The 13,736-nt window shown below is 61.7% G+C and carries 15 protein-coding genes; 14 read left to right on the plus strand and 1 reads right to left on the minus strand.

The features are described 5' to 3' along the window. Window positions 1-46: 46 nt before the first annotated feature. From KW062_RS09140 to KW062_RS09150, 3 genes are all read left to right on the plus strand, one after another. Window positions 47-670 carry a glutathione S-transferase family protein gene (locus KW062_RS09140; RefSeq protein WP_027618671.1) on the plus strand — a complete coding sequence of 208 codons (624 nt, stop codon included), beginning with the start codon at window positions 47-49 and terminating at the stop codon, window positions 668-670. 133 nt (window positions 671-803) lie between these two features. Further along, entirely contained in the window at window positions 804-1,736 is a 933-nt protein-coding gene (locus tag KW062_RS09145; protein WP_027618672.1) for an ABC transporter ATP-binding protein, read from the plus strand. Then, window positions 1,733-2,512, plus strand: coding sequence for an ABC transporter permease (locus KW062_RS09150; protein WP_027618673.1), 780 nt, complete (start codon window positions 1,733-1,735; stop codon window positions 2,510-2,512). Before KW062_RS09145 ends, KW062_RS09150 begins: the two co-directional genes overlap by 4 nt. A 46-nt stretch (window positions 2,513-2,558) precedes the next feature. Here the strand turns inward: KW062_RS09150 and KW062_RS09155 are convergent, their stop codons facing one another. Then, window positions 2,559-3,074: a DUF2062 domain-containing protein gene (locus KW062_RS09155; protein WP_105755870.1), complete on the minus strand. Its 516-nt coding sequence runs from the start codon at window positions 3,072-3,074 to the stop codon at window positions 2,559-2,561. Between the two features lie 135 nt (window positions 3,075-3,209). On the opposite strand from KW062_RS09155, the gene KW062_RS09160 reads away from it, so the two are divergent. The 11 genes from KW062_RS09160 to KW062_RS09210 all read left to right on the plus strand — a co-directional run bounded on the left by KW062_RS09160 (window position 3,210) and on the right by KW062_RS09210 (window position 13,701). Next, window positions 3,210-5,456: a DNA internalization-related competence protein ComEC/Rec2 gene (locus tag KW062_RS09160; protein ID WP_105755869.1), complete on the plus strand. Its 2,247-nt coding sequence runs from the start codon at window positions 3,210-3,212 to the stop codon at window positions 5,454-5,456. 105 nt (window positions 5,457-5,561) lie between these two features. Next, window positions 5,562-6,197, plus strand: coding sequence for a MotA/TolQ/ExbB proton channel family protein (locus KW062_RS09165; protein WP_027618676.1), 636 nt, complete (start codon window positions 5,562-5,564; stop codon window positions 6,195-6,197). Next, window positions 6,194-6,622 (plus strand): ExbD/TolR family protein, encoded by a 429-nt coding sequence (locus tag KW062_RS09170; protein WP_027618677.1) that lies wholly within the window; start codon window positions 6,194-6,196, stop codon window positions 6,620-6,622. The genes KW062_RS09165 and KW062_RS09170 overlap by 4 nt, the downstream gene beginning before the upstream one ends. After that, entirely contained in the window at window positions 6,622-7,632 is a 1,011-nt protein-coding gene (lpxK, locus tag KW062_RS09175) for a tetraacyldisaccharide 4'-kinase (RefSeq protein WP_105755868.1), read from the plus strand. Before KW062_RS09170 ends, lpxK begins: the two co-directional genes overlap by 1 nt. 23 nt (window positions 7,633-7,655) lie before the next feature. Beyond that, a complete protein-coding gene (locus tag KW062_RS09180; protein ID WP_027618679.1) occupies window positions 7,656-7,841 on the plus strand; it encodes a Trm112 family protein in 186 nt (61 codons plus the stop codon). After that, window positions 7,838-8,602, plus strand: coding sequence for a 3-deoxy-manno-octulosonate cytidylyltransferase (kdsB, locus tag KW062_RS09185; RefSeq protein ID WP_105755867.1), 765 nt, complete (start codon window positions 7,838-7,840; stop codon window positions 8,600-8,602). Before KW062_RS09180 ends, kdsB begins: the two co-directional genes overlap by 4 nt. Continuing rightward, window positions 8,602-9,066, plus strand: a complete 465-nt coding sequence (locus KW062_RS09190) for a low molecular weight protein-tyrosine-phosphatase (protein ID WP_027618681.1) — start codon at window positions 8,602-8,604, stop codon at window positions 9,064-9,066. Before kdsB ends, KW062_RS09190 begins: the two co-directional genes overlap by 1 nt. Continuing rightward, window positions 9,063-10,082: a UDP-N-acetylmuramate dehydrogenase gene (gene murB / locus KW062_RS09195; protein WP_105755866.1), complete on the plus strand. Its 1,020-nt coding sequence runs from the start codon at window positions 9,063-9,065 to the stop codon at window positions 10,080-10,082. Before KW062_RS09190 ends, murB begins: the two co-directional genes overlap by 4 nt. A gap of 231 nt (window positions 10,083-10,313) precedes the next feature. Further along, window positions 10,314-10,784: a (2Fe-2S)-binding protein gene (locus KW062_RS09200; protein WP_027618683.1), complete on the plus strand. Its 471-nt coding sequence runs from the start codon at window positions 10,314-10,316 to the stop codon at window positions 10,782-10,784. Next, the gene (locus KW062_RS09205; RefSeq protein ID WP_105755865.1) at window positions 10,781-13,096 is read left to right on the plus strand and encodes a xanthine dehydrogenase family protein molybdopterin-binding subunit; all 2,316 of its coding nucleotides are present in this window, start codon (window positions 10,781-10,783) and stop codon (window positions 13,094-13,096) included. The genes KW062_RS09200 and KW062_RS09205 overlap by 4 nt, the downstream gene beginning before the upstream one ends. Next, window positions 13,096-13,701: a nucleotidyltransferase family protein gene (locus KW062_RS09210; protein ID WP_105755864.1), complete on the plus strand. Its 606-nt coding sequence runs from the start codon at window positions 13,096-13,098 to the stop codon at window positions 13,699-13,701. The genes KW062_RS09205 and KW062_RS09210 overlap by 1 nt, the downstream gene beginning before the upstream one ends. Window positions 13,702-13,736 lie beyond the last annotated feature (35 nt).

Consider the following 13,736-nt stretch of genomic DNA (forward strand, 5'->3'; position numbering starts at 1 on the left):
CCGGCGTAGACTGCCCCGGCATTCATTCATCCATTGAGGGAAGGTCATGCTGAAGATCTGGGGTCGGAAAAACTCGTCGAACGTCAGGAAAGCGTTGTGGGCCGCCGAAGAGCTTGGTCTGGCGTACGAGGCTATTGATGCCGGCGGTGCGTTTGGCGTGGTCGATACCCCGCAGTACCGTGCCATGAACCCCAACGGTCGAGTGCCGGTGATCGAAGATGACGGTTTCGTGCTGTGGGAGTCCAATGTCATCGTGCGCTATTTGTTGGCCCGTCACACGCCTGCGACCGCCTGGTATCCTGACGATGTTCAAGCCCGCGCCCGCGCCGAAAAATGGATGGACTGGACCACCTCCAGCTTCGCCGGGCCTTTTCGCACCGTGTTCTGGGGCGTGTTGCGCACACCCGAGGAGCAGCAGGACTGGCCGACCATCAAGGCCGCGATCAAGGAGTGCGAGGGGTTGCTGGCGATGGCTGATCAGGCGTTGGCCGTCACGCCTTATCTGTCGGGTGACGAGATCGGCATGGGCGACATTCCACTGGGCTGCTTTATCTACGGCTGGTTCGAAATGCCCATCGAACGTGCGCCACAACCACACCTGTACGCCTGGTATGAGCGTCTGAAACAGCGGCCGGCCTACCGCAAAGCCGTGATGAGCGCGTTGACTTAATATTCACTATCAACACTGATGACTGTACTTGTGCGGCGTCGGCAAGCACCATTGCGTCAATGTGCCGCGGTGGTCTAGCTCGCCGCCGGCCCTGACGAATTTCCAATTTCCCTTCTTGGTGCGTAAATCCGCTATGAGTTCTGCTCTGTCCATCCGGCAGCTAACCAAAACCTACGGCAACGGTTTCCAGGCCCTGAGTGGTATCGATCTGGATGTCGCCGAAGGTGACTTTTTCGCCTTGCTCGGCCCCAATGGCGCCGGCAAATCCACGACCATCGGCATTCTCTCGACCCTGGTGAACAAGACCAGTGGCACGGTGAATATCTTCGGCAATGATCTGGACCGTAACCCGGCCGCGCTCAAGCGCAGCATTGGCGTGGTGCCCCAGGAGTTCAACTTTAACCAGTTTGAAAAGACCTTCGACATCGTCGTGACCCAGGCCGGTTACTACGGCATCCCGTCGAAGGTGGCCAAGGAGCGCGCCGAGCAGTATTTGACCCAGCTCGGGCTGTGGGACAAGCGTGACGTGCCGTCCCGTTCACTGTCAGGTGGCATGAAACGCCGTCTGATGATTGCCCGGGCGCTGGTGCATGAGCCGCGCCTGCTGATCCTTGACGAACCAACCGCGGGTGTCGACATCGAACTGCGCCGTTCGATGTGGACCTTCCTCACCGAGCTTAACCAGAAAGGCATCACCATCATCCTCACCACCCATTACCTGGAGGAGGCTGAGCAGTTGTGCCGCAATATCGGCATCATCGACCACGGCACCATTGTCGAAAACACCAGCATGCGTAATCTGCTCAGCCAACTGCATGTCGAGACCTTCCTGCTGGATCTCAAGGGCGATTTGAGCGCCGCACCGCAATTGATAGGTTATCCGTGCCGGCTGCTCGACTCCCATACCCTGGAAGTCCAGGTGGAAAAGGAGATGGGAATCACTGCGTTGTTCAGTCAGTTGGCCATGCAGCAAATCGAAGTGCTGAGCCTGCGCAACAAAACCAATCGGCTTGAGGAGTTGTTCGTGTCCCTGGTGGAGAAAAACCTGGCAAAGGTGGCGGTATGAGTTCGGAACTGAAACCCAACCTGGTGGCCCTCAATACCATTGTTTACCGGGAAATTCGTCGATTCACCCGGATCTGGCCGCAAACCCTGCTGCCGCCTGCGATCACCATGGTCCTGTACTTCGTGATCTTCGGTAATCTGATTGGCCGGCAAATCGGTGATATGGGTGGCTTCACCTATATGGAATACATCGTGCCGGGTCTGATCATGATGTCGGTGATCACCAACTCCTACGGCAACGTGGTGTCGAGCTTCTTCGGCAGCAAATTCCAGCGCTCGATTGAAGAGTTGATGGTGTCGCCGGTATCGCCCCACACCATTCTGATCGGCTATACCCTGGGCGGCGTGCTGCGCGGTTTGATGGTGGGCATCATCGTGACCCTGCTGTCGTTATTTTTCACCCACTTGCAGGTCCATCACCTGGGTGTGACGGTTCTGGTGGTGGTGCTGACGGCCACTATCTTCTCGCTGCTGGGGTTCATCAACGCGGTCTTTGCCCGTAACTTCGACGATATTTCGATTATTCCGACTTTCGTTCTGACGCCTCTGACTTACCTCGGCGGGGTGTTCTACTCCATCAGCCTGCTGCCACCGTTCTGGCAAACCGTGTCGCTGGCCAACCCGGTACTGCACATGGTCAACGCTTTTCGCTATGGCATCCTGGGTGTATCGGACATCAAGATCAGCATCGCCATCACTTTCATGCTGGTGGCTACGGTTGTGCTGTACTTCGGTTGCGCCCGGCTGCTGGTCAGTGGGCGGGGAATGCGCACCTAAGCGCAAACATGCAAGGAAAACGGCACCCTGGGTGCCGTTTTTCGTTTTAGCGCCGGCTCTGTTTACGACGCCGCCACTGCCGGGCGACCCACCAACGCCAGTAGGTCATGGTCAAGCAATAGGCCAGGGCGCCCAGCACCAAACCCGCCACCACCGATCCCAGCAGGAACGGCTGCCAGAGGGTCGACAGTTCGCCACTGATCCATTCCCAGGTAAGTTCTTCCGGCAGGCTGCGTGCCGGGACACTCATCAGCCAGGCGCCGGTCTGATAGGTGCAGAAGAACACCACGGGCATGGTAATCGGATTGGTCAGCCAGACCAGGCTCACGGCAATCGGAATGTTGCCACGCACCCAGACGGCGAGCGCAGCGGCCACCAGCATCTGCATGGGGATCGGCAGGAAAGCGGCGAACAGGCCCATGGCCATGGCCCGCGCCACCGAGTGCCGGTTGAGATGCCAGAGGTTGGGGTCATGCAGCAGGTTGCCCAGAAAGCGTAAGGATTTGTGTTCCCTGATGCTGGTCGGATCTGGCATGTAGCGTTTGAATAAGCGCCGGGGCATAAGGCTTCTCGGTCAGTTCAGTGCGCAAGTATGCCCGTATTCCGAGGGCCGCCTATTCAGATTTTGTGACAATTATTAAACGCCAATACCGCACGCTGGGCTAAGCCAAGAGGGGGAACTCTCAAGGACGGGCTTATGCGCACAGGGATGTTGGCGCTGGCCGGGGGGCTGTTGACTCTGGTTTTTTTACCGGCATTGCCGCCGGTCGGGCTATTGCTGGCGTTGCCGGTCGTAGCGCTGATGTTGTTGCCGTTTCGTACTTATCCAGTGGCGTTTTTCCTGCTTGGCTTGAGTTGGGCCTGTGCCTGTGCCTGTGCGCACTGGGCGCTCAATGATCGCCTGGCGCCGGCGCTGGACGGTCAGACGCGCTGGATCGAAGGGCGGGTGGTCGGTTTGCCGCAGAGCGCGCAGGGCGTGGTGCGTTTTGAACTGGCGGATGCCGAGTCGCGGCGCGCGGCCCTGCCGAAGCGGATCAGGCTGGCCTGGTACGGTGGCCCGCCGGTCAACAGCGGTGAGCGTTGGCGTCTGGCGGTCAAACTGAAGCGCCCCAGCGGGCTGCTCAATCCCCATGCCTTCGACTACGAGGCCTGGTTGCTGGCGCAACGGATTGGCGCCACCGGCACGGTCAAGGATGGACAACGGCTCGAGCCAGCACGTGCGGCGTGGCGCGATGCGGTTCGCCAGCGTTTGATGGCGGTTGACGCTCAGGGCCGTGAAGGCGCACTGGCGGCCCTGGTGCTGGGCGACGGTTCCGGGCTGAGCCGCGAAGACTGGCGGGTGTTGCAGGACACTGGCACCGTGCACTTGTTGGTGATTTCCGGGCAGCATGTCGGGCTGCTGGCGGGCATGGTGTATATGCTGATTGCCGGACTGGCGCGTTACGGCCTGTGGCCGCATCGTCTTGCGTGGCTGCCCTGGGCTTGCGGCCTGGCCTTTGCGGCGGCACTCGGCTACGGCCTGATGGCGGGCTTCCAGGTGCCGGTGCGCAGGGCCTGCGTGATGATTGGCCTGGTGCTCCTGTGGCGCTTGCGCTTTCGCCATCTGGGTGCCTGGTGGCCCTGGTTGCTGGCCTTGAACGCTGTGCTGCTATTTGATCCGCTGGCGAGCTTGCGCCCTGGGTTGTGGTTGTCGTTCGCCGCAGTGGCAGTGCTGATTTTCACCTTTAGCGGCCGGCTGGGTGCCTGGCGCTGGTGGCAAACCTGGACGCGGGCGCAGTGGCTGATTGCGATCGGTTTGTGCCCGGTGCTGTTGATATTGAATTTGCCCATCAGCCTGACCGGTCCTTTGACCAATTTACTGGCGGTACCTTGGATCAGTCTGCTGGTCCTGCCCCCGGCCTTGCTCGGGACCCTGCTGATGCCGCTGCCTTATGTGGGCGAGAGCTTGTTATGGCTGGCCGGCGGGCTGCTGGACTTGCTGTTCAAGGGCCTGACTCTGATGGCCGGGGAGATGCCCGCATGGATTGCCCCGGCCGTCCCGCTGTGGGCCTGGGCTATTGCGGTGTCGGGAGCGATCCTGCTGTTGATGCCCAAAGGTGTGCCATTGCGCGTGCTGGGCTGGCCGATGCTGTTGCTGCTGGTGTTTGCACCATTGCCCAGGGTGCCGGAGGGTCGAGCAGAGGTCTGGCAACTGGATGTGGGGCACGGTCTGGGGATTGTGGTCCGCACCCGGCATCACACCCTGCTATACGACACCGGGCCGGGATTCAAGGACAGCGACATGGGAGCGCAGGTGGTGCTGCCGGTTTTGCGCAAGTTCGGTGTGCGCAAGGTGGACTTGATGTTGATCAGCCATGCCCATCTCGATCACTCGGGAGGGGCGCGATCAATTGCCAAGGGACTACCCGTGGCACAGGTCATCGGTGGCGAACCCTGGAAGGTCTCCGCGAGTCTGTCGACCCAACCCTGCGAAAGTGGTAAGCACTGGGAGTGGGACGGAGTGCGCTTTACGCTGTGGCATTGGGCCGACGGTCGCAACAGTAATCAGAACTCCTGTGTGTTGCAGATCGAGGCCAATGGCGAGCGCTTGTTGCTGACTGGTGATATCGATGCCCTCGCCGAACGGGTCCTGCTCAAGAGTCCGCTGGCGGTGCCCACCGACTGGCTGCAGGCGCCGCACCATGGCAGCCGCAGTTCTTCCTCCGAGGCTTTTGTGCGGGCGCTGGCACCCAAGGGTGTGCTGATTTCCCGCGGGCACGGCAATACCTTCGGCCACCCCCATCCGCACGTCGTTGCCCGTTACCAGCGCCATGGCGTAGAGATTCTGGACAGTGCCGAACAGGGGGCGGTACGCCTGCAGCTTGGCGATTTCCAGCCGGCGCAGGCAATGCGCGGTGCCACGCGATTCTGGCGCAGCACGCCATCCATCCGTCCTGCACCCTGAGAAGCAGGATGCTTTGCACCGCAGATGGCACGGTCGTCGGTGGGTCAGGCCTCTTGAGCGAGTCGGTATGTTAAAGTGGCGCACTTTTTCGAGGGGACTGTCACTGTGTGGGAATTGGTTAAATCCGGCGGCTGGATGATGCTGCCGATCATTCTGAGTTCCATCGCTGCACTGGGCATCGTCGCCGAGCGCTTGTGGACCTTGCGCGCCAGTCGTGTGACCCCGGAGCATCTGCTCGGGCAGGTCTGGGTCTGGATCAAGGACAAGCAGCTCAACAAGGAAAAACTCAAGGAACTGCGCGCCAATTCGCCATTGGGAGAAATCCTCGCTGCGGGCCTGGCCAACTCCAAGCATGGTCGCGAGATCATGAAGGAATGCATTGAAGAAGCAGCCGCCCGGGTCATCCATGAGCTGGAGCGATACATCAACGCGCTGGGCACCATTGCTGCCATGGCACCGTTGCTCGGATTGCTTGGTACGGTACTGGGCATGATCGATATTTTCAGCTCGTTCATGGGCTCGGGCATGACCACCAATGCTGCGGTCCTCGCCGGCGGTATTTCCAAGGCCCTGATCACTACGGCTGCGGGTTTGATGGTGGGTATCCCGTCGGTGTTCTTCCATCGGTTCCTGCAGCGCCGTATCGATGAATTGGTGGTGGGGATGGAGCAGGAAGCCATCAAGCTGGTTGAAGTGGTGCAGGGCGACCGCGATGTTGACCTCGCCGGGGGCAAAGCGTGAAATTTCGCCGCAAGCAACGGGAAAATGTGGACATCAACCTCGCGTCGCTGATCGACGTGGTATTTATCCTGCTGCTGTTTTTCGTCGTGACCACCACCTTCACCCGCGAAACCCAACTGCGCGTCGAGTTGCCGGAAGCGGTCAGCGGCTCACCCGCCGAAGACCAGCAGGTCAAGCAACTGGACATTGCCATCAGTGCTGACGGGGCGTTTTCGGTGAACAATCAGTTGTTGCCTAAAAATGACCTGGCCAGCGTGATTGAAGCCTTGCAGAAAGAGTCCAGCGGCGACACCAACCTGCCGCTGTCCATCAGCGCAGATGGCAAGACTCCCCACCAGGCGGTCATTACTGCCATGGATGCGGCTGGCAAACTGGGCTTTACCCATTTGCGCATGACCACCGTCGAGGCGGCTCCGGCACCCTGATGGCCATGTCCGATCGTTTACTCGCCGCGTGGTACGCCGGTCATCCGGCGCTGAAGCTGTTGCAACCGCTGGAATGGTTGTACCGGCGTGTGGTGACGGCCAAGCGCGCACGATTTCTCGCAGGCTCGGGTGATATCTATCAGCCCCCCGTGCCGTTGGTCGTGGTGGGCAACATCACGGTTGGCGGTACGGGCAAGACGCCGTTGATCCTGTGGATGATTGAGCACTGCCAGCGCGCCGGCCTGCGGGTCGGCGTGGTCAGTCGCGGTTACGGCGCCAAGCCCCCGCAGTTGCCCTGGCGCGTCGATGCCGCGCAGAGTGCGGTGGTGGCGGGGGATGAGCCGCTGTTGATCGTCCAGCGCAGCGGCGTACCCTTGATGATCGACCCGGACCGCAGTCGCGCGGTCAAGGCGTTACTGGCGGCGGAGCCGCTGGACCTGATCCTTTCGGATGACGGTATGCAGCATTACCGTCTGGCCCGTGACCTGGAACTGGTGCTGATCGACGCCGCGCGCGGTCTCGGGAACCGCCGCTGCCTCCCGGCTGGTCCCCTGCGCGAGCCGGTCGAACGCCTGCTCAGTGTCGATGCGGTGTTATATAACGGCGCCCAAGCCGATCGCGACGATGGCTTCGGATTTCGCCTGCAACCCACCGCCCTGGTCAACCTGCTGACCGGCGAGCGCCTGGCCCTCGGGCATTTTCCCGCCGGCCAGGCGCTGCATGCGGTGGCCGGGATCGGCAATCCGCAACGTTTCTTCAATACCCTCGAAACGCTACACTGGCAGCCCATTGCCCATGCATTTGCCGACCACGCCGAATACAGTGCGGCGGCCTTGAATTTTTCGCCGTTGCTGCCGTTGGTCATGACCGAAAAGGATGCGGTGAAATGCCGAGCCTTTGCGGCTCAGGACTGGTGGTATCTGGCGGTCGATGCCGTGCCGTCACCGGCTTTCGTGGCCTGGTTCGATACGCAGCTGATGCGGCTGCTGCCCGCACGTCTCTTGCCTTAATCGCTTTTATCCAGGGAGTTTTCATGGACACCAAATTGCTCGATATCCTCGCCTGCCCGATCTGCAAGGGCCCGCTCAAACTCAGCGCCGATAAAACCGAACTGATCAGCAAGGGCGCCGGCCTGGCATTTCCGATCCGTGATGGCATTCCGGTCATGCTGGAAACTGAAGCCCGTACCTTGACTGCCGAAGAGCGTCTGGATAAATGACTACGCCGTTCACCGTGGTCATTCCATCGCGCTTTGCCTCGACCCGCCTGCCAGGCAAGCCCTTGCAGATGATCGCGGGCAAGCCGATGGTCCAGCACGTCTGGGAACAGGCGCGCAAAAGCAGCGCCGAGCGCGTGGTGATCGCCACTGACGATGCACGCATTGTCGCTGCCTGCGAGGCGTTTGGCGCCGAGGTGGTGATGACCCGGGTCGAGCACAACTCCGGGACTGACCGCCTGGCCGAAGTCTCCACGCAACTGGGGCTGGCGCCGGACGCGATCGTGGTCAACGTGCAGGGCGACGAACCGTTGATCCCGCCGAGCGTGATCGACCAGGTGGCGGCCAATCTGGCGGCGCATGCCGAGGCGGGCATGGCTACCCTGGCTGAGCCGATCGAGGACCTGGAAACCCTGTTCAACCCTAACGTGGTCAAGGTCGTCAGCGACCTCAATGGCCTGGCGCTGACCTTCAGTCGCGCCACCCTGCCATGGGCGCGCGACCAGTTCGCGAAAAGCCGCGAGCAATTGCCCGAAGGCGTGCCATACCGTCGTCACATCGGTATCTACGCCTACCGCGCCGGCTTCCTGCACGACTTCGTCAGCTGGGGCCCGTGCTGGCTGGAAGACACTGAATGCCTGGAGCAACTGCGGGCGCTTTGGCATGGCGTGCGGATCCATGTCGCCGACGCGTTGATTGCGCCGCCGCCGGGTGTCGATACGCCGGAAGACCTCGAGCGCGTTCGCCGGCTACTGGAGGCCTGATGCGGGTTCTGTTTGTCTGCCTGGGCAACATCTGTCGCTCACCAACGGCCGAAGGCGTGCTGCGCCACAAGCTGCGCGCGGCCGGGCTGGCCGAGCGCATCGAGGTGGCATCCGCCGGGACCGGCGATTGGCATGTTGGCAATCCGCCGGACAAGCGCAGCCAGGCCGCTGCGTTGCGCCGCGGTTACGATCTGTCGGCGCAACGTGCTCAACAGGTGACGCGCGCCGACTTTTCCAGCAGTGACTTGATCCTGGCCATGGACCAGAGCAATTTGCGCAACCTCAAGGCCCTGCAACCGGCCCAGGGCAAGGCCGAACTGGACCTGTTCCTGCGCCGTTACGCCGCGAGCGTGGACGAAGTGCCGGATCCTTATTACGACGGCGAGCATGGTTTCGAACAGGTACTGGACCTGATCGAGCAAGCTTGCGACGCGCTGGTGATCGAATTGAAAGGACGTTTATGACATTGCTCGTGCAATCGCAGGTTTCGCTCAAGCCGTTCAACAGCTTTGGCGTGGACGTTCGCGCACAGCTGTTCGCCCAGGCCGAAAGCGATGCCGATGTGCGTGAGGCGCTGACCTATGCGCGCGAGCATGAGATGCCGTTGTTGGTGGTCGGCGGCGGCAGCAATTTGCTGCTGACCGCCGATATCGGGGCGCTGGTGCTGCGCATGGCGACCCGTGGTATCCGTCAATTGAGTGATGACGGCCAGCACGTGGTGATTGAAGCAGAAGCAGGGGAAACCTGGCATCCGTTTGTCCAATGGACGCTGGCTCAGGGTTTGTCGGGGCTGGAGAACCTCAGCTTGATCCCGGGCACGGTGGGAGCAGCGCCGATGCAGAACATCGGTGCCTATGGGGTCGAGATCAAGGACGTGTTCGCCGGCCTGACCGCTCTCGATCGCCAGACCGGCGAGCTGCGGGATTTCAGCCTGGAAGACTGCAACTTCGCCTATCGCGACAGCCTGTTCAAGCAGCAGGCCGGGCGCTGGGTGATCCTGCGGGTGCGCTTTGTCCTTGATCGCGTCGCCCGGCTGCACCTGGACTACGGTCCGGTGCGCCAGCGCCTGACTGAACAGGGTATCGACCAGCCCACGGCCAGCGATGTCAGCCAGGCGATTTGCAGTATCCGCAGCGAAAAACTCCCGGATCCAGCGGTACTGGGTAACGCCGGCAGTTTCTTCAAGAATCCGCTGGTGTCGGCAGCCTTGGCCGCGCAGATCCGTCTGGCCCATCCCGGCCTGATTGGTTATCCACAGGCGGACGGCCAGGTCAAACTGGCGGCCGGCTGGTTAATCGAGCAGGCGGGTTGGAAGGGCTTTCGTGAGGGCGACGCAGGTGTCCATCGCCTGCAATCGCTGGTGCTGGTCAATTATGGAAAGGCCAGCGGGCTTGAGCTGTTGAGCCTGGCACAGCGGATCCAGAAAGACATCGCCGAGCGCTTCAATGTCGAGCTGGAAATGGAACCCAACCGTTATTGAGCTACGCTTGAACGCTGGAGCCAGAGCCCTGCAGACCGAATACGGTGGCAGGGCTTTTTTGTTAATGTTCGGTTAACGTAGCCTCCTAACGATGTAGTCCCAACAAAGGCCCGGTGAGGATCATTCTTCACAAGAGAGCCCGATAGCCTGAGTCGATCTGCGTGTGCCGACCCTTGCCACATCCCGGCAGATTGCTCGACCCCATAACCCAATCACTATGCGGGCGTGCCCATGATTACCTTGAAACTCAATGGTCAGGACCATCCACTCGACGTCAGCGAGGACATGCCGCTGCTCTGGGCGATCCGCGACGTTGCCGGTTACAGCGGCACCAAATTCGGCTGTGGCATGGGTCTGTGCGGTGCCTGCACCATCCATATCGACGGTGCGCCAGCGCGCAGTTGCATCACGCCGGTGGGCGCGGTACGCGGGCAGAACGTCAACACCATCGATTATCTGCACAACGACCCGCTCGGACAGCGGGTGCAGCAAGCCTGGCTGGACACTGCGGTCGCGCAGTGCGGGTTCTGTCAGGGCGGGCAAATCATGTCGGCCACGGCGCTGCTCAAAAGCAATCCCAATCCCAGTGACGAGGAAATCGAAACGGCGATGGTCGGCAATATCTGTCGCTGCGGCACCTATAACCGCATCAAGACCGCGATCCGCCAGGTGGCAACTCATCTGCAGGAGGCCAAGGCATGAACCAGTTGCCTAGCGATTTCGCCCTGAGCAACCTCAGTCGACGGGGTTTCCTCAAAGGGCTGGGTGCTACCGGCGCGTTGGTGCTGGCGGCCAGTTGGGGCTGGCAGGATGCACTCGCCGAAGGCAAGCAGTTCGGTGCCGACGGCATGCCCAACGGCTGGGTCGATGATCCCAAGGTCTATGTGAGCATCGCCAGCGATGGCCGAGTGACCGTGGTGTGCAACCGTTCGGAAATGGGCCAGGGCGTGCGCACCAGTCTGAGCATGGTGGTGGCGGACGAGTTGGAGGCCGATTGGGCCCAGGTCAGTGTGCGTCAGGCGCCGGGTGATGAGGTGCGCTTCGGTAACCAGGACACCGACGGCTCACGCAGCATGCGTCATTGGTACGAGCCGATGCGGCGTTGCGGTGCCGCGGCGCGCAGCATGCTGGAGCAGGCGGCAGCCGATCAGTGGCAAGTGCCGGTCGGCGAGTGCCGCGCGCAATTGCACAAAGTGGTTCACCAACCTTCCGGGCGTGAGCTCGGCTATGGCGCGCTCGCCGAAGCGGCTGCGGCTTTGCCGGTTCCGGCGCGCGACAGCCTGCGACTCAAGCAACCCGGGGAGTTTCGCTACATCGGCAAGGAGTCGGTGCGGGCGATCGATGGCGAGGATATCGTCAACGGGCGCGCGGTCTACGGCGCGGACGTGCACTTTGAAGGCATGCTTTTTGCCACCGTGGCCCGCCCTGCGGTGTACGGCGGCACAGTGAAATCCTTCGATGCCAGCGCGGCGATAAAAGTCCCGGGGGTGATCAAGGTCATGCAGATCGAAAGCCGGCCCATTCCTTCCGAGTTCCAGCCACTGGGCGGGATTGCCGTAGTTGCCAGCAATACCTGGGCGGCAATCAAGGGCCGAGAGGCGCTGAAGATTGTCTGGAATGATGGCCCCAACGCTGGATACGATTCGATTGCCTACCGCAAGGAGCTGGAATCCGCCTCACTGAAGCCGGGCAAAGTGGTGCGCAGCACCGGCAATATCGATGAGGCGCTGAATGCGGCTGACAGCGTCCTGGAGGCGAGTTACTACCTGCCGCACCTGGCGCAGTCGCCCATGGAGCCGATGGTTGCGGTGGCCCGTTTCAAGGACGGTCATTGCGAAGCCTGGGCGCCGAGCCAGGCCCCTCAGGTCACCCGTGAGCGCATCGCTGAACGGCTGGGGATCGCCTTCGACAAGGTCACGGTCAATGTCACTCTGCTGGGCGGTGGTTTCGGCCGCAAGTCCAAGCCAGACTTCGTCCTTGAGGCGGCGATCCTGGCCAAGGCCTTTCCCGGCAAGGCGCTGCGGGTGCAATGGACCCGTGAAGACGACATTCATAACTCCTACTTTCATACGGTATCGGTCGAATACCTCAAGGCCAGCCTGAACAAGGACGGCATGCCCTCGGGCTGGTTGCACCGTACTGTAGCGCCGAGTATCACCGCGTTGTTTGCACCCGGGATGAATCATGAGGCAGCTTTCGAGCTGGGCATGGGTTTTACCAACATGGCCTACGCGATTCCCAACGTGCGCCTGGAGAATCCGGAAGCCGCAGCGCATACCCGGGTCGGCTGGTATCGCTCGGTGTCGAACATTCCCCATGGCTTCGCGATCCAGAGCTTTGTCGATGAGCTGGCGCACAAGGCCGGCCAGGACCCTTTGAAATATCAGATCAAGCTGTTGGGGCCTGATCGTCAGATCGATCCGCGCACGCTGAGCGAGGAGTGGAACTACGGCGAATCCCCCGAGCGTTACCCGATCGATACCGCGCGCCTGCGTGGCGTGCTGGAAACCGCTGCCAAGGCCGCGGGCTGGGGGCGTGATCTGCCCAAGGGGCGCGGGTTGGGATTGGCGGTACATTATAGCTTCGTGACCTATGTGGCGGTGGTCATCGAGGTCGAGGTCAAGGATGATGGCACCGTGCTCGTGCACAAGGCTGACATCGCCGTGGACTGCGGCCCGCAGATCAATCCCGAACGTATCCGTTCGCAGTTCGAAGGCGCCTGTGTGATGGGCCTGGGCAATGCGGTGCTGGGGGAAATCAGCTTCAAGGACGGCAAGGTCCAGCAGGACAACTTCCATATGTACGAAGTGGCGCGCATGTCGTTGGCGCCCAAGGAAGTGGCGGTGCACCTGGTGACGCCGCCAGGCACTGTGCCTTTGGGTGGCGTTGGCGAGCCGGGCGTACCGCCGATTGCCCCAGCGCTGTGCAATGCGATTTTTGCCGCGACCGGCAAGCGTATTCGCAGTTTGCCGGTGCGTTGGCAGTTGCAGGGCTGGCAGCAGGCCAAGGCGTGATGGGCGCCGTCAAGCCAGGGCTGGGCGCGATCATTCTTGCGGCGGGGCAGGGCAGTCGCTATCGGCAGGTGGCCGGAGCGGACCAGGACAAGCTGCTGGCCTTGTGCAAGGGGCGCGACGGGGTGGTGCGTCCGGTGATCGAACAAACCTTGCGCAACCTGCCGCCAAGTCTCGAGCGGCGTCTGCTGGTGACCACGGCAGACCGCCCTGAGGTGGCGCGGTTGGCGCGCGCTCATGGCTGTGAGGTGTGCGTGTTGGCATCGACCGGCATGGGCGACAGCATTGCGGCGGCGGTGGCGGCGTGCCCCGACCTCGATGGCTGGCTGGTGCTGCTGGGGGATATGCCGTTTGTCTTGCCAGAAAGCATCAGTCGCGTGGCAGCGCAGGTCATGGACGCTACCATCAGCGTGCCGGTGCGGGCCGGAGAATTGGGGCATCCGGTGGGGTTTGGCGCTTCGTTCGCCAAGGCCCTGATGGGGCTGTCGGGAGATCGCGGCGCCAAGGCGTTGTTTGCCACGGCCAGGGTGGTGCAGGTGCCGGTGGAGGATCCCGGGGTGCTGTGGGATGTGGATGTGCCGCAGGCGTTGGTTTTCCCTGGCGTGTAGCGGCATCGCGAGATAAAAAAAGCCCCGCCTGATTG

Source organism: Pseudomonas fluorescens (assembly GCF_019212185.1).
In the GTDB taxonomy this organism is placed as follows: domain Bacteria; phylum Pseudomonadota; class Gammaproteobacteria; order Pseudomonadales; family Pseudomonadaceae; genus Aquipseudomonas.